Genomic DNA, 18,431 nt, shown 5'->3' with positions numbered 1-18,431 from the left:
GGACCTGCCTTTTTCTGCCTTTGGAGCGAGGTAAAATGGTTTCTGAATACCTGACGGGCGGTGATATTGTCAGGTACTGCTAGCATCGTTTAAACGTGTGCAGCGGAAACATGCAACTGCTCAGTCAGGCATCTGTTTAGTTGCCGGGCTAGCTGCTGTACATAGGGTTCGCTCAATAATGTGTCATGGTATCCTGGCAGGGTGTGCACATCAACCGGGGCGGAGGAGAATGTGCTCCAACCAAGATCGTGTGGAAAGCCTCCAACCTCTTCACTGGATCTAAACAGGGTAACTTTTCCTCCTCTATAAGCGCGTGCATGGTAGTGTCGTGCTGCCTGCACACGTGCCTTGAAGACATGAATATGACGATCAATCCAGGCTATGCTCTCGTCTGGTAGATCAAGTTCAGCCTGGCGCATAAGCTGAAGTACATATGCCAATTGAGCTTGACGATCCAGAGGGCAAAGCATGGTATATAGTTCCTGCGCGCTCTGACGTGCGCTATAACGTGTCAATTCAGCTGCTACGACAGCTATATACATGGCCTCATCATCTCCTAATGAGGCTGTTAGAACCTCAGGTGTTCCACCATCTAGAATCGCTAAGAGGGCGACCTCTTCGCCTTGTTGTTGTAATTGCACTGCCATTTCATAAGCAATCAAGCCTCCAAAGGAGTAGCCACCAAGCGCATAAGGGCCTGCTGGTTGGAGTGACTGAATCTCTTGCAGATAGCTCTTCGCGGTCTCTTCGATGCTTAGTTCGCTCCTGTGATCCTGATGAAGACTGATGTCTTGTAATGCATAGAAAGGCTGCTGTGCTCCAAGGTAGTGTGCTAAATTGTGATAATTAAGCACATTGCCACTTCCAGGATGCACACAAAAGAAGGGGCGTGCATTCCCCTGTGTTTGAATGGGTAAAAGTGCCTTTGGTGGCTGTGTGCCTTTGCTCTGATGTGGCGCACGAACATGGGCGGCTACCTGCTCAATTGTCGCACCCTGGAACAGGGTCGTTAGCGGCAATTTCTGGCCCAGTGCTGTTTGCATCTGCTCGATCAGCCGAATTGCGAGTAGCGAATGACCACCTACCGCAAAGAAATTGTCGGTAATGCCAAGCGGATGAACCTGGAGGACCTCTTCCCAGATCTGTACCAGTTTTTGCTCTAGCTGGTCGCGTGGAGCTACGATCTGTTCTGCTCTGCTTTGCTCTACGAACTCCGGCCTGGGCAGGGCGCGATAATCAATTTTGCCATTGACATTGACCGGTAACTCATCCAATAGCACAAAAGCAGCAGGCACCATATAGGCAGGTAGGCGTTGCTGCAGATAGAGACGTACGTTATCGACATGAACTTGTCCTCCTTCTTTTGGGATCAGATACGCGACCAGGCAGGCCTCACGACCAGCGTCTTCCCGAATCATTACTGCTCCGGCTGCTACCTGTTCATGTTGTAGTAGACAACTCTCAATCTCGCCAATTTCAATACGATAGCCGCGTAACTTGATTTGCTGATCGTTACGGCCAATAAATTCCAGTTGACCATCGGTACGGTAGTACGCGAGGTCACCAGTCCTGTATAGTCGGGCTCCTGGCTTTGCGCTGAATGGATGAGGCACGAATTTCTCTGCGGTGAGCGCGGGATGATGGAGATAGCCACGCGCCAGACTATCGCCAGCGAGATAGATTTCGCCGACGAGCCCGCCTGGCATTGGTTGCATATCACCATCCAGAATGTAGACATGAATATTGTCGTTGGGTCGTCCAATCGTGGGATTGCCCACTGCTTCTGTTTCATCCAGACAAGGCACAATGGTTCCGGTTGCCGCAACTGTGTTCTCGGTTGGACCGTAATTGTTGGAAAAGAGAAAGGGTACATGCGTGGGCGGATAGCTGCGCAGGCGGTCTCCACCGGTTGTGACCATTCGCAACGTACTCTCTGCTGGCCAGGTGAGCGAGAGCAATTGCTCGGCGATTACGGTTGAGACGAAACAGACGGTTAGCTCTTGTTCAAGCAACCAGGATTGTAGCTGTTCGGCTGAGAAACGTACCTCCTCTTCGGGAATAATCAGGCAAGCTCCAACGGCCAGGGCTGGCCAGGTCTCCCAGATATGGGCGTCAAAGCCAACACCGGCCATGACCGATGTGCGATCATTCGCTGTGAGTTGAAAATTTCGGGTATACCAGCTAATTAGATTTAAGAGGCCGGCATGCATTAGTTGTACGCCTTTGGGTTGACCGGTAGAACCTGATGTATAGATTACATATGAGAGATTTTGTGGCGTTGTATTTACTGCTAAATTTTCACTGCTCTCTTGCAACCAGGGTTGCGCTGGTCCATCTATGGCCAGCAATTTGCCGTTGATGCCAGTGGTTGCCTGCTTGACAATGGGGAGAAGATGTTTTTGCGTTAACACGATTGGCGCCTGGATCTCCTGTAACATCCCGTTCAAGCGTGCAGGTGGATGAACAGGATCTAAGGGCACGTAGGCTCCGCCAGCCTTGAGTACTGCCAATTCTGCCACTACGAGCTCTTTTGAACGTTCCATACAGAGACCAACCAGAACCTCTTGCCCAACCCCTATTCTGCGTAAATAGTGGGCTAATTGGTTGGATTGCGCGTTGAGTTGCGCATAGGTAAGCTTTCCCTCGGGACTCTGAAGGGCCAGGGCCGCGGGTCGTTGTTGTGCTTGCTCCTCGATCAAGGTGAAGATGCAGCGTTGTTTGTCATAAGCTACGGCCTCTTGCTGCCAGTTGTGAACCAGTTGTTGCCGTTCCTGCTCTCCGAGCAGGGGGATACGAGCTAATGGTGCGTTCTCACTAATCATTCCTTCCAGGATCGTTTGTACATGCTTGCCAATATTCTGGATGGTTGGTTGATCAAAACGTGTTTGATCATAGACGAAGCGCATGGTATGAGCCTGGTCGCCTTCTGGCATAACTACAACGGTCAGTGGATAGTTGGTTTGTTGCATTGTGCGAATAGTTTCAAGTACATGAAAAGCTGGCTGGCCAGTCTCATTGTTCTGTTCTGGAGTCGCCAGGCGTGGATAGTTCTCATAGACCAGGAGGCTCTCAAACAATGCACTACCACGGTCAATATCGCTCCAGCCCTGGACCTGCAATAATGGGCTGAAATCATATTGTCCGCGCTCTAGCTGTTGGCTTTGCAGTTCTTTTAACCATGGGACTACCTCAGTATGCGGTGAAACCTGTACCCGCACAGGCAGGGTATTGATAAAGAGACCTAGCATCTCCTCTACACCCTGTAATGCCGCCGGACGGCCTGAGACAGTAATACCAAACACGACATCCTGCTCACGGCTATAGCGGCTGAGCAAAAGCGCCCAGGCTCCCTGGAAACAGGTGTTCAGGGTGCAATGATGCTGCCGCGCAAACTGCTGGAGCCGCTGGGTTAATTGGATCGGTAACGCAATATCATAATCGCTATACATGGGTTCGTCTGCTTGCGCGGGGATAACTGGAACACTATTGAGTGGAGTTGGGGCCGTGAAACCAGCCAGTTGTTTTCTCCAATAGCGCTCGGCCAATGCCATGTCTTGCTGCTTAAACCAGGCGATGTACTCCTGATACGGGCGTATAGGCTGAAGTACAGGCTCTTTGTCTCCCAGGTATGCCGTATAACAGGCAAAGAACTCTTGTTTTAGTAATGATAGGCTCCAACCATCTAATAAGAGATGATGAAAACTTTGCACAAAGTAATAGCTGTCCTCGGTTAATTGCATGACCGCCAGACGTAGCAGGGGCGCATGCTGCAGATCAAAGTCTTGCTGATAATCGGCCCGCAAAAATTGCGCGAACTGTTGCTGTTGCTGCTCCTCTGTCTTCATCTGCCAGTCGAGATACGTAATGGGAGGCGTGCTGTGCGTGTATACAATCTGTACAGGCTCGTCAAGCTCTTCCCAGGCAAAGGCGGTACGCAAGATTGTGTGACGCTCCAAAAGAGTTTGCCAGGCATGGGTAAATGCCTTTAGATCCAATCTTCCCGCCAACTTGAAGGCTTCCTGCACCATATACATTCCAGACTGTTGTGTATAGAGCGCGTGGAATAAGAGGCCTTGTTGTAATGGCGAGAGGGCATAGATCTGTTCGATCTCCTGTTGCCTCTGCTGCATACGGTCAAGCTGGGTCTGCGTCAATGTCGCTAGTGGGAAATCGGTCGGGGTAAAGTATTGTGCCTGGCTTGAACGACTCTGCGCGATTAGTGCGCGCAAGGCCTGTAGATAGCTCTGCGCTAAGCGCGCTATCGTCTCTTGCTCATAGTTGTTACCACTATACTCCCAGGACATCCATAAACGTTGCTCAGTAATATGGGCTGAGATATCTAGCAGGTGAACACGTACTCCTTGTAGATCCTGTGGGATACCGCTGGCTTCATGGGCTGCTTGCAATAAACGACTACTGGGTGCGGTTGCTTCTAACTGGCGGCCCGCATCCAGTTGCCCTAGATAGTTAAAACTGACCTGGGGCTGTAATACAGTTGTAAGACGCTGCTGATTCTCTTCCGTGCCAAGATAGCGCAGTAGGCTATAGCCAAGGCCATGCTGCGGGATACTCCTCAACTGCTCTTTGATGCTCTGGAGCACCTGACCGGGATCCTGGGTCTCGGGGAGCAGCAGCCGTATGGGGAAGAGCGTGGTGAACCAGCCAACTGAACGCGAAAGGTTAAGGTCCCCGCCAATCTCTTCTCGGCCATGGCCTTCCAGGTCGATCACAAGCGAACTTAGCTTCCCCCAATCCGCAAATGCCAGCATCAATGCGGTCAGTAAGACATCATTGATCTGAGTATGATAGTGAGCAGGAAGATCATGTAATAACGCCTGGGTTTCAGCTAGATCCAGCCCTGTTTTGTAGACCCGGGTCGAATCTACTGTATTGGCTCCTGCTACCTGATCGACAGGCAATACACTCTGCTCTTGTATCTGTTCCCAATATTTCATCTCGGACTGCAATGCTGGGGTCTGCACATACTGCTCAAGTTGTTTGGACCATTGTTGAAATGCACTGGTCTTGGCGGGCAGGTTTATTGCTTCTCCGCGCAGGAGTTGCTGACAGATCTGCTCCAGATCTTCTTGGAGGATACGCCATGAGACAACATCTACGACCAGGTGGTGAATAACTAGTAGTAAACGACCGGGCACGTGGTCACCCAGGTGGAAATGGACAGCTTTGATTAAGGGTCCGCGTGCGAGATCAAAGCTGGTATGCGCGGCATTGATTGCCGTTTGCATCAGCGTTTGTTGCTGCTCTTCAGGAATATGCGCTAATTCAACAGACTCGACCAGCGAGGTAATGTGCTGCATGTCGGCGTTCACCTGTAGCCAGCTTCCATTGGCTTGCTGGCTAAACCGTAGACGCAGCGCATCATGGTGACGGATCAGGCATAGCAGCGCTTTCTCGATCAGTTCGCTGGTCAGTAAACCTGGCACCTGCCATAATTGTGCTTGATTAAAGTGCTGCGGATTTGGCCAGTTCTGCGCGAAAAACCAGTGCTGTATGGGTGTGAGCGGGACCAGGCCCTCAACCAGTCCTTGCTCTGCGTTTTGCTGGCGTGTTCGACCTATTACCAGGGCCAGCTCGGCAATCGTTGGGTGCTGAAAAATGTCCTTTGGTGAGAGCGCCAGGCCGGCCTGGGTGGCGCTGGCAATAATTTGTAGACTCACAATAGAATCGCCGCCCAACTCAAAGAAGTTATCATGAATACCTACTTGCTGGCACCTGAGTACCTTGCACCAGATGTCCGCCAGTTGCTGCTCTTCCTCATTGCGTGGTGCGGCATACTGTTCTCCATTGGTTGTGCGATTGCTCCAATCAGGGACGGGTAAGGCGCGTCGATCTACTTTCCCATTGGGAGTAAGTGGTAGGGCCGCTAATAAGACAAAAGTGGCCGGAACCATGTACTCAGGTAGGTGTTCCAGTAGCGACTGTCTTATTTCCGCAATGATTTGCGTGCCCTCATGCTGACCCTCAAGGACGTATGGCTGTTGGGGCACCACATATGCCACCAGTCTCTTCTCGCCTGGTGCATCCTCTCGTACCATCACTGTACAGTCAGCTACATATGGCTGAAGGCGCAGAGCGGTCTCAATCTCGCCCAGTTCGATTCGGAAACCACGTAATTTGATTTGTGAGTCAAAGCGCCCGAGGAACTCGATGCTGCCATCTTGTCGATAGCGAACCTGATCGCCGGTTCGATAGAGACGCGTTCCTGGCTGCTGACTCCAGGGATTGGGTACGAATTTCTCTGCGGTCAGCTCAGGTCGGTGTAGATACCCACGTGCCAGTCCTTCCCCACCGAGATAAAGCTCGCCCGCGACTCCCAGCGGAACCGGTTGTAGCTGTGGATCAAGAATATATGTCTGGGTATTGGCCAGTGCCTTGCCAATGGGAATCTTCTCTTCCAGGGCAGGCGTATGCTCGATTAGATGCCAGGTTGCATAGGTTGTACATTCAGTTGGTCCATATACGTTGAGCAACTGTTCGGGCTTACCTTTTTCCAGGGCCTCCCGAACCCACTGTGTGTCAGTGGCCTCGCCACCAAAGAGAACGGCGCGTAATGTTTGGAAGATGTGCGGAATAGTTTGTACCATCTGATTAAAGAGAGCTGTTGTCAGGAATAGAATACTTACTTTTTGCCAGGTCAGTAGATGGGCAAAGGCAAAAGGTGAGAGGACGATATCTTTATCTACTACTACGAGTCCGGCTCCGTTCAATAACGCCCCCCAGATCTCAAAGGTTGCGGCATCGAATGAGACATTTGAAACATGCGCCAGGATGTCCTCTGGCTGAATAGTAAGATAGTTAGTGTTCACTACTGTACGTACGATGGCCTGATGGGTCACACAGACGCCTTTGGGCCTCCCAGTTGAACCTGAGGTATAAATCACATATGCCAGGGTATCCGCACGACTCGCACTGCTCACGTTCTGGTCCGGTTGCTGTTCAAGCAGCGCTCGATCCCGGTCGAAGCAGACAATCTTTCCTGTGTAGGTTGGGAGATCCTGGAGCAGTCCCTCGCGCGTGAGCAGGAGCGGCGCCTGGGTGTCTTCCAACATAAAGGTTAGGCGCTCAAGTGGATAAGAGAGATCCAGTGGCACATATCCGGCACCAGCCTTCAAAATGCCCAGAATCCCGATGATCATCTCGATTGAACGCTCCATAAAAATTCCTACCAGTGTCTCTACCCCGATGCCTTCTGCTTGTAGATAGGCCGCAAGCTGGTTGGCGCGGGCATTCAGTTCCTGGTATGTTATCCGTTGCTCGCCATGAGTGATCGCGATCTGCTGCGGTGTGCGGGCTGCCCATTGCTCAAATAAGTCATGCACACAGCGTTGACGCGGATAGTCTGTGGTGGTGCTATTCCAGCTCACCAGTTGTTGTATAAGCTCTTGCTCATTCAGGAGGGCCAGCGACTGTAACTTCCGTGCCGGATTAGCGACCATATTGACAAGAATGTTCTCAAAATGCCTTCCCATTTGCTGTATGCCTGGTTCATCAAAACGTGCGCAATCGTAAATGAACTGCAGCAGGATCTGCTCTTTACCCGGCTGGACTACCACTGAGAGCGGATAGCTTGTGCGCTCCAGAAAGTCAACCTGTTGTATTTGCAATTTTTGTCCTTGCTCACGCAACTCAGTATCAACCGGGTAATTTTCAAATACAAGCAGGCTCTCGAAGAGAGGCAGATTGCCTGGGATCTCGCTCCACTTTTGGATCTGGGTTAAGGGTGTATATTCATATTGCCGTGTCTCTATCTGCTGAAGCTGAAGCTCTTGTAACCAGGCCTGGCAGGTGAGCTCATCTCGTACATGTGTCCGTACTGGCAGGGTGTTGATAAAGAGACCAACCATCGTGTCGACATCATCGATCTCGATGGGGCGCCCAGAGACTGTGGCGCCAAACACGATATCGTTGTGCCCGCTATAGCGACGTAACAGGATGCTCCAGGCTCCCTGCACCACTGTGTTGGCGGTCACATGCTGCTGGCGCGCAAAGGTCGGTAATCTGGAACTGACGTGTTTTCCTAACAATGTTGTATACACTGCGTATTTTTTCTGTTCCTGCTCAGGGGTTGCTGGTGTATCTACCGCAAAAGGGGTCGCGGCGCTGAACCCCTGTAATTTTTGTCGCCAGAAGTTCTCCGCCTCTGCCATATCTTGCTGCTGCAACCAGGCGATATACTTTTGATATGGACGTGGTACTGGTAGTTGCAGTGTCTGCTGTGTGCAATATGCTTCGTAGAGAGAAAATATCTCCTTTAGCAAGATTGGCCAGGACCAGCCATCCAGCAGAATATGATGGAAGCTCCAGATAAATTGAAAGTGTTCCTCATTTCGCCGTATCAGCAGGAGCCGGAACAAAGGTGCATGGGTCAACTCAAAGCCACGTGCCTGATCCTCCCGGAGAAAGGTTTCCAGGCGCTCATCCTGCAACTCCTGTGGCCAAAATCGCCAATCCTGGATATCTACATGTACACTTGCCTGCTGACCAACAATCTGTAAGGGTTGTGCCAGGTTTTCCCAGACAAAAGCGGTGCGTAGGATGGTATGGCGATGCACGACCTCTTGCCAGGCTTGTTCAAATGCGTGGACCTGGAGTGTCCCCGGCAATAAACAGCTCCATTGCACAACATATTCGCCTGTGTCAGGAGCCGCGATACTATGAAAAAGCATTCCTTGCTGCATGGGAGAAAGTGGATAGACCGCTTCTATGTTTTTGATCTGTTCTTTTTCGCTCATAATAAGCCACCTCATTTGGAGAATGGAAAATAAATTGCATTCCCAGCACACTGGGAATGCAATTTTACTCACCTGCAGGCTCGCCAAATTTTACATTACGTTAGCCAAATTTTACGTTGGAGAACAAATTGTTTAAGTCCTCCTGTTTGATGCCACTCAATGAGAGATCCGAAACTGGTGCGTTTCTTTTTTCTACGGTTGCTGGTTGTTGGAGCAACTCCTGTAACGCCCGCACGATCCCGTTCAGGAGTGCCTCAATGGTTATGGCCTGGTGAATGTCCTGGCTATACATACAATCAATGCGTAACTTGCCATCTGCAATCATGGCATTAATGTCCAGCAGGTACTTTCTTGTGCCAGCAGGACTGCGCTCCTGTCCACGTTCACCGCCTGTGATGGAGAAAAACTTTGCTTGTGGCTGCGACTGGGCGGAACGGCCAATATAGTTGAAACTTACCTGGGCCTGTGGCTGATGCTGTAATTGGGTGACAATACTCTGGTCCTGGCTTAGATAGCGCAGAATGCCATACCCGATTCCTCCATGTGGGATCTGTTTGAGCTGCTTTTTCACACTCTGTAGGATGTCTGGCATCTGTTGCCTCTGCTCAATATGGATCAGAATAGGTGCGATTGAGGTAAACCAGCCTACAGTCCTTGAGAGGTCGACATCATCAAACAGGTTTTCGCGCCCGTGACCTTCACGATCAATAATCACAGACGAACTCCCTGTCCAACGCGTCAGCGCCGCTGCCAGGCCAGCAATCAAGGCATCACTGAATTGGGTCTGATAGGTCCGTTGAATCAAGTGTTGCAAGGCCTGGGTCTCTTCCAGACTCAGTTCAATATGGGCGTGAGCCGCGCATTCCTCTCGGTTCGCTCCTTCGACATGATCCAGTGGTAGTGTTTCTATGCTGGCTCTCTCCGCTGCCATCCAATAGGAATGCTCCGCTTGCAGGGCCTCCGATTGTGCATAGTCAGTTAAGCGCTGTGACCAGTGCGCAAATGGGGTGCTGGTGTTGGGCAAGTATAGTTCTTTGCCCTGTATCAGCAACTCATAACATGTGTTTAACTCATCAAGCAATAATTGCCAGGAAACGATATCAATGCCGATGTGATGCACAACAAGCAGCACGCGAGCACTTTTAGGGGTTCCCCGCGAGAAGAAAGCCGCCTGGAGCAGTGGTCCCTGGTTGAGATTCACCTGCTTTTGCAGTTTCTCGGCATCCTCTGTGATGCTCTTGATCTGCTCGGCCTCGGTCAGTTGAGAAAGATCGTGATAGTGAACATTAGCTTGCTCCGATTCCGCCAGGATAAAATGGGACGCGTTCTGTATCTCTTCGGGGAGGCGAATACGCAGTGCATCGTGACGCATGACCAGGTACTGTAATACCTCACGCAAGAGATCCAGGCGCAGGTCTGCTGGCGCTTCCAGCATGACCGACATATTAAAGTGATGTGGATTGGACTGTTTCTGGTCGAGAAACCAGTGCTGGATCGGCGTTAATGGGACAATTGGGGTTGCTGCTAGTTGTTGCTCGACCTCCCTGTGCTGCGTTGTCGTCGCGACTGCCGCCAGTTCAGCAATCGTTTGATATTGAAACATCTGCTTTGAGCTCAGATGGATACCTTCTTCTTTGGCTCTGGCTAGAATGCGAATCGCGATAATCGAATCCCCACCGAGCTCAAAGAAATTCTCATCACGACCAACATGCGCTACCCCGAGCAGTTGCGACCAGATCTCAGCCAGTTTCTTCTCCACCGGACTCAACGCGTCGCCGTGTTCGTCTTTTATGTCTCCCTCGTTTCCCTGGGGGGCTGGTAATGCTTGACGATCAACCTTCCCATTCGCGTTCAAGGGAAATTGTGCTAAGCGCGTAAACGAATGTGGGATCATATAGCTGGGCAGCAGTTCCTTCAGCTCGCTACGTACTTGATTGATGGGTATCGATGTATCGGGCGTAAAGATGATATATGCGGCGATATGTTTTGATCCTGGTACGTCTTCACGAATCGTTACGATACTGTCCTGTACATAGGGCTGTTTACTTAGCACCGCTTCAATCTCGCCTGGCTCGATGCGGAAACCACGAATCTTGACCTGGTTATCTTTACGGCCCAGAAACTCAATCTCTCCGTTCGGCAGATAACGTGCCAGGTCGCCGGTGCGATAAAGCCGCTCACCTCCAATCGTGCTCCAGGGATGAGGGATAAATTTCTCAGCAGTCAGGCCAGGCTGATTGATGTAGCCGCGTGCCAATCCATCTCCAGCGATAAAGAGCTCACCATAGACTCCCACCGGCACTGGCTGTAGCCACTGATCTAAAAGATATACACGTGTATTCGCAATCGGCACACCAATTGGCACGCTTCGCTCCAACTGGATACCCGGTTTCATGCGATGACAGGTGGTAAAGGTTGTATTCTCTGTCGGCCCATAGCCGTTGATCAACGTGCAATTGGGTAGCTCGGCTAACACTTTGCGTACCTGGGGCAATGCCAGGACATCGCCACCAGCCAATAACTGGCGTACTGAACTAAAGCTGCTCAATTGCTGTTCAACCATCTGTTGGAACAGACCAGAGGTTAGCCAGAGTGTTGTTACCTGATGGTGTTCGAGGAAAGCACCTAATTCATCCAGGGCTGGAATGCCAGGCTGGTAGATCGCCAGTTGTGCTCCATTGAGGAGTGCCCCCCAGATTTCAAAGGTTGCGGCATCAAACGAGGTTGGCGCAAATTGCAGCAGGACTTCATCCGGTCCGAAATGGGCATAGTTGGTCTCTTTAACCAGGCGCACCACATTCTGATGGGTTACGGCAACCCCCTTTGGCCAACCAGTCGAACCTGATGTATACATGATATACGCGAGTTGAGCGACCTCGATGTGGGTCTCCAGGTTGTCGCCACTTTCAAAGAGTAGAGTAGTGGCCAGATTATCTACACAAAGCAATGTATCGACACATGCTAGCAGGCGTTCCTGCAAATGTTCCTGCGTCAGGACAATGGATATACCTGCATCATGGGCCATAAACGTTAAGCGGTCGTGCGGATAGGAGGGATCAAGTGGCACGTAGGTTCCGCCAGCCTTCAAGATCGCCAGGGTCGCGACAATCATTTCAAACGAACGTTCCATACAGAGACCCACACAGACCTCCGGGCCGACCTCTGATTTCCGGAGATAGTGTGCCAGTTTATTTGCGCGTTGATTCAGCTCATTATAGGACAATGCCTCCCCATCAAAAAGTAAGGCCGGGGCATGAGGATGAAGCAATGCCTGTTCCTCAAAGAGCTGATGAATCCCTTTATGCTTAGGATAACTGGTTGTTGTCTGGTTCCAGGATTCTTGTAGCAGTTGCCACTGTGTAGGAGACCAGGCAGATGCCTGCGATAAGGGCCTGGCGGGGTCTGTGAGCATTTCTGAGATAAGGGTGGCCCAGGATTGCAGCCAGTGCTGAATTGTGCTCACCTCAAACAGTTCTGGATCGTAATCGCAATCAATCTGTAATCCTGCAGCGGTCTCGGTACAGTTGAGGAAAAGATCATATTTGGCCGCACTTAAAGGCGTGGACAAAAGCTCTGTGTGCAGACCCGAAAAGTTTGTCTGCCCATCATGGTCAACGTTAAAAGCTACTGATATTACCGCGAGACGGTTGGCAACGCGGAGTGGATTCAGGCGCTTGACGAGCTGACGGAAAGGATAAATCTGGTGCTTGCTCGCGTCCAGTAAGGTCTTTTTGGTGCTTGTCAGATGTTGTTTAAAGGTCTGGGTTTGCGAGAAGCGTGACTGGATCAGAGCCAGATTTACTGCATGCCCGACAAAATTTCCGTCATCAATTGCCAGTTGGCCCGCCATCGGTACGCCGACAACAATCTGGTCCTGGCCCGTGATGCGCTGCAACCAGACTTCAAAGGTCGAGAGTAATAATGCAAAGAGTGAACTATTCAGTTTTCCACTCATCTGGCGCACTTTTTGCGAAAGCTGTTGCTCAAACAGAAAGCGTGTGCGTGCTCCCTGATAGGCTTTGACTAAGGGACGTGGATGGTCTGTTGGAAGATTGAGGGCTGGTAGTTCTGTTGGAAATTGCTGTTTCCAGTACTCCTCTGCTTTTTTCAGGGCCTGACCATGCTGTTGTTCCTCTTGCCACTGTGCATACTCTCGATATTGCATTACCTTCGGGAGTGTACAGGTTTCATTTTGTACTGTTGCTGAATAGAGTGCACTGATCTCACGCAACAGTAGCCCCATCGACCAACCATCTGCAATACTATGATGAATCGTTAGAATAAGCACATGCTCCTGCTCTGTCTTTGTGAGCAGATGAAAGCGGATCAGCGGACCATTTGCCAGGTCAAATGGCCGTTGCACCTCTTGCTGCATCCAGTCGTACAGGTGTTGCGCATAGCTCTCCTGGGTATGTTGTGTGAATGCCACCTCGTGCACCTGGAGTTTCAGACTGGCGGCAATGTATTGCTGATCTCCTTCAGGACTAAATGTGGTGCGCAGCGCTTCGTGCCGGGCAATGACTTTTTGTAAAGACTGGTAGAGGCTATCTTTCTGCAATGGACCAGACAATTGCAGGGCCAGCATTTCATTATAGGCTCGCGAGACATGGTCTCCCATTTGCGCCAGGGTCCAGAGCTCTTTCTGTTCCTCTGTTATTGGAGCGGTTATGTGATTGCGCCATTCTTCCTCAGGCCTGGCTGTAGATAACTCAACCAGCTGTGGAAAGGGTGGGGACACAGTTTTTTTATCATCCTCCTGCTTGCCAGAAGGCTGCGGGGGTGGGGTTGAACCACCAAAGAAGCCCGCTGCCATCATCTCATATATGCTCTGTTTCATTGCGGCAATGACATACGCGACATCTTCCTCTGAGTGTGCCGTCGAGAGGAAGCAGGAACGTCCCTCAGGAAAGTACACACCCTTATCCAGTAAATGATAGAAGAAGACACTGGCGTCAATGCGCTTATACTCAGGCGCAAACACAAAGCGACAGAGTGAGCCAAAATGGATGAGCGCGATAGGAATATTTACCTGCTCGAAGAATGCATTCATTTCGGCAACGAAAATTTCGGTTCGCCGTGTTAATTCTTCCTGCAACTGTGGACCACACTCCTGGAGGTGCTTCAAAACCGCATAGACACCAGGCATGATCAGTGGATGTTTAAAGTATGTGCCCGCGAAGAATGTCTGGGTTGCCTGGGGATACGACTGATCGCCGAATTGCCAGATGCCACCATCAATGGCATCCATATAGCGTGCTTTGCCAGCCACAACCCCGATGGGAAGACCAGCCGCGGCCGCCTTTCCATAGGTTACGAGATCTGGCTGTACTCCAATTACGGCCTGGGCACCACCCGGGTGGCTACGAAAACCTGTCACTACCTCATCAAAAATTAAGGCGAACTTTTGTGTATCAGCCAGTTCTCGTACCTGCTGTATAAAAGCGATGGGAACCACATCGGGACGGCGGCTCTGTGGCATCTCCATCAGGACTGCGGCCAGTTCATGGGCGTGTTTAGCCAGGATGTCATAGGACTCGGGGGCTCCAAACTCCAGGATTATTACATCTTCAATTGTATGGGGTGTGATACCTGGAGCCAGCGGAACAGTACGGGTTAGGCCGTTTGCATCTACCTGGGCCCGGGCCAGCAGGCCATCAAAGGTACCATGAAATGAACCAGCGAAGAGCGCGATCTTGTTGCGGCCTGTTACTGCGCGTGCCAGTCGTACCGCCGTCATTACCGCCTCGGTTCCTGAGTTTACAAAGGTTGCTCGTTCGGTCTGCGTCATCTGTGTCAGAAGCTGCGCGACCTCGCCTGCGACATTTGACTGTAAGCCTAACTGAAACCCACGGTTCAGCTGCTCTTGCATCGCCTCAAGTATGAAAGAAGGTGAATGGCCAAACAAGAGGGCGCCAAATCCCATTGTGATGTCTACATATTCATTTCCGTCAATGTCCCAGATGTGAGATCCCTGGGCGCGTTCGCAGGTGATCGGATAAATGACCTCTTTCAACGTCTGATTGAAGCCAGATGAAGCACGATTGTCGGCCAGTGGAGTGCGAAATTGCTGTGCCCGCTGCTTCGAAGCCTGCGTCTTGCGATTGATACGCTCAATCAATGTATCCAGGTGTTGCTGTTGCTGTGTCGTTAGTCCTCTTACGGCTGCCTTATTACCTTGTTTGTAGGGCACGTAAATTTCAGGGTCCAGCTGTTGGCTGAGCGTTTGTGCTCCCTGCTTCGTAGGGACCGGTAAGGCTGTATACGTAGGATGCTCCACCGGCTGCGGAATTGGAGTCGTCGGCTCGTGCTTTGAGAGCGGTTTCTCGTTATTGGAAATGACGCTCACATTGCTTAATAGTGCTAACTGCTGTGACATCACTTGCAGTTGCTGCTCTACCAGATGCGCCAATGATCCTTGCTCGCATGGTGAGATAGGATTGGCTGTTCCTGCAGGAGGAAGAGCAGTGGCAGGCACCGTTTGCGGCGAAACATGTGGGTGCCGGGTTGCTTCTCTTGATGATGGGGAGGCCTGTGTCTCAAGTGAAGGTGTATCAGCTAGCGCCACTGCTTGTTCCGTGCTCACTTGCTGGTTAGAATTGACTACGGTCTCCTCGGCTGGTAGTTCCCGATCGATATATGCAGCCAGGGACTCAATTGTGGAGCATTCCTCAAAAAGCATGCGAAATGGTACGGCAACGCCCAGTTCGTCACGAATCGTCTGGCTGGCCTGGAGTAAGAACAAGGAATCGGCGCCCATCTCAAAAAAAGTGAGTTGGGTCTCAACCGTGGACGGCTCGATTGAGAAGAGGCGGGCCAGGATGTCTCTTAGCCTGCTTTGAATTTCTGTCTGCCTGGTTGAAACGCTATGAACAACATTCTCACTCGTACTCATAGATTTTTCCTTCTGCTCTCCATTTTCTTTCTGTACCGATAGCTTTTCGGCGTCGCTCTGTTCCCCAGTGCTTTGGTCGCTGGAGCCAATGGTGGATCGATCCAATAGCGTTTATGTTCGAATGGATAGGTTGGCAATGAAACGCGTCTCTTCTGGCCTGTTTGTGAGCGCTGAAACTGTTCCCAATCAACTGTGACACCATGCGACCAGAGTTGGCCGAGTGTTTGTAACAGGTATGCCAGATCTGCTGTGTCATCTTTAGGATGGCGGGACGAAGAAAAGGTAAGTGGCTGGGCAGCCTGAATATTGCCCTGTAATTTCACAAAGGATTGTAGCGTCTGACCAGGTCCAACCTCTAGCACAATCCATTCGTCAGCCGAGAGCAATGTTTGTAGCCCCTCTGTGAAGCGCACAGTCTGTCGTAAATGCCTGGCCCAATAGCCAGGATCTTTGACATCCTTCTCTGTCACATATAAGCCAGTTACATTTGAAATGTAGGGTAGCCTGGGAGCATGGACCGTCACCTGCTTAATCTGTTCGGTAAAGGTCTGCAAGATTGGCTCCATCATACTGGAGTGAAAGGCATGGGAAGTATGGAGACGCCGACACTGTACCAGGGAGGCCACCAATGTTTGCTCTAGCCGGGCAATCGCAGCGGTTGTCCCGGAGATGACACAACGTTTGGGTGCATTGGTGGTTGCCAGTGAGAGCTCTGATCCAAGATACGGCTGAACCTCACTCTCTGAAAGTGAGACCGCTAGCATATCTCCTGGCGGTAATGTTTGCATCAGTTGTCCACGTAAGGCGACAAGTTTTAAGGCATCCTGCAACGAGAATACCCCTGCCAGACAGGCCGCGACATACTCGCCGATACTATGACCAATCATGGCCTGTGGCTGAATGTTCCACTCTAGCCATTGTTTGGCAAAGGCATACTCGATTACGAACAAAGCTGGCTGTGTCACTGCTGTCTGCTTCAAGCGTTCCGTAGCCAGCTCGGCCTCTGCCTGGTCGGGATAGAGTATTGTCCGTAGATCAAAGCCGAGCAAAGGCCTGAGGATCTCTGCGCAGGTATCAACTTCCCGCCGAAACGTGGTCAGTTCAGTATAGAGCTCTCGCCCCATCTGTACGTATTGGGCACCCTGGCCTGGGAAAGCAAATGCGATCTGGCGACGATTACCTGGCACGTTCTCTTTGCTGCTGTCCGCGATTTTGGGTCCTTGTTGTCCCTGGAGTGCCGCGATAGCTTCCCGCACATCCCGACACAGGATCGCCTGGCGGCACTCAAATTCTTTGCGCCCAAGCTGAAGGGTATAAGCGATATCCGCACATGGTAGTTCTGGATGAGCCTGCAAATATGCAGCCAGTTGTCCTTGCATCTGTCGCAGCGCTTGTTCAGAACGAGCTGAGAGCGTGAACAATTGCCAGGAAAGGTTGGAAGAGGGTACAGATATCTGCTCTGGAGCCTCCTCTAGAATCGCATGCGCATTGGTGCCGCCGATCCCAAATGAGCTCACCCCGGCTCGCCGAGGATTCCCTGGCACGGTTGGCCAGTCTTGCTTTTGGGCTTGCACATAGAACGGGCTGGCAGCAAAATCGATCTGCGGATTGGGTCTCTCATAGTGCAAGCTTGGAGGTAAGACTTTATGCTCTAACATCAATGCGGTCTTGATTAATCCGGTTACCCCGGCTGCGGCATCCAGGTGCCCGACGTTAGTTTTGACGGAACCGATACCACAGAAACCTTGCGCCTCAGTGCTATCTCGGAAGGCCTGGGTCAGGGCTGCTACCTCAATGGGATCACCCAGGAGCGTACCTGTTCCATGGGCTTCGATATAAGAGATGCTCTCTGGTTCAACCTCGGCCATCATTTGAGCGTGACGGATAGCGCGTGCCTGCCCATCAATGCCTGGAGCGGTATAGCCAACCTTCGCTGAACCGTCATTGTTCATCGCGGTTCCACGAATAATAGCATAGATATGATCACCATCACGCACGGCCTCTGTATACCGTTTTAGCACTACTACTCCTACCCCGTTTCCTTTGACCATCCCCTGGGCTTTCTCGTCAAATGCCCGGCAGTAGCCGTCGGGTGAGTTTGTTCCTCCATCTTGATAGAGATAACCGGCCTGGTGAGGCACCGTAATGGAGGCTCCACCTGCCAGCACCATATCGCATTCTCCCTGTAAAAGGCTTTGGCAGGCCAGATGAATAGCAACCAGTGATGTGGAACAGGCTGTTTGTATGCTCAGACTCGCGCCTCGCAAATTCAACTTATACGCGGTACGCGTTGCCAGATGATCTTTATCGTTATTCACGATAAGCTGTCCATACCCGACGCGTTTGATGATTCCATCATTGCTGATCAAATTATTGAGTAGATAGGTATTGATACTGGTTCCAGCAAAGACGCCAATCAGGCCGGGATAGGTTTCGGGATTGTAGCCAGCGTCTTCTAATGCCCCCCAGGCGCTCTCCAGGAAGAGACGCTGCTGAGGGTCCATAATTTCAGCTTCCATTGGTGTACATTGAAAAAAGCTGGCATCAAAGCCAGCTACATCGTCCAGGACGCCGCGCGCTTTCACATACTGGGGGTTACGCAATAAGGCTGGATCAAGTCCAGCCTCCATTAACTCTTGCTCCGAAAAAAAAGTGATCGCATTCACACCATCCTGAATGATGTGCCAGAACTCTTCAATATTTTGCGCTCCCGGGAAACGTCCGGCCATGCCTATAATGGCAATATGCAGTTCATCTCGCTCGTCATTCTGCTCATATGTATTCAT

Annotated in this window: 3 protein-coding genes; all 3 read right to left on the bottom strand. The window is 51.2% G+C overall.

Annotated features, from left to right (window positions below; all coding sequences use genetic code 11):
• Nucleotides 1–89 precede the first annotated feature (89 nt).
• Entirely contained in the window at nt 90–8,753 is an 8,664-nt protein-coding gene (locus EL645_RS32305) for a non-ribosomal peptide synthetase (RefSeq protein WP_161977872.1), read from the bottom strand.
• A 100-nt stretch (nt 8,754–8,853) separates the two neighbouring features.
• The gene (locus EL645_RS32300; protein WP_126556583.1) at nt 8,854–15,645 is read right to left on the bottom strand and encodes a non-ribosomal peptide synthetase; all 6,792 of its coding nucleotides are present in this window, start codon (nt 15,643–15,645) and stop codon (nt 8,854–8,856) included.
• Entirely contained in the window at nt 15,642–18,431 is a 2,790-nt protein-coding gene (locus tag EL645_RS32295; protein ID WP_126556582.1) for a type I polyketide synthase, read from the bottom strand. The genes EL645_RS32300 and EL645_RS32295 overlap by 4 nt, the downstream gene beginning before the upstream one ends.

It is taken from the genome of Dictyobacter kobayashii (genome assembly GCF_003967555.1).
Lineage (GTDB): Bacteria > Chloroflexota > Ktedonobacteria > Ktedonobacterales > Ktedonobacteraceae > Dictyobacter > Dictyobacter kobayashii.
This window is presented reverse-complemented; position numbering and strand designations above follow the sequence as displayed.

What these genes read in the sequence shown, in the direction of transcription:
- EL645_RS32305 (WP_161977872.1), bottom strand. Translation starts at nt 8,753, where the DNA reads ATGAGCGAAAAAGAACAGATCAAAAACATAGAAGCGGTCTATCCACTT.
- EL645_RS32295 (WP_126556582.1), bottom strand. Translation starts at nt 18,431, where the DNA reads ATGAATACATATGAGCAGAATGACGAGCGAGATGAACTGCATATTGCC.
- EL645_RS32300 (WP_126556583.1), bottom strand. Translation starts at nt 15,645, where the DNA reads ATGAGTACGAGTGAGAATGTTGTTCATAGCGTTTCAACCAGGCAGACA.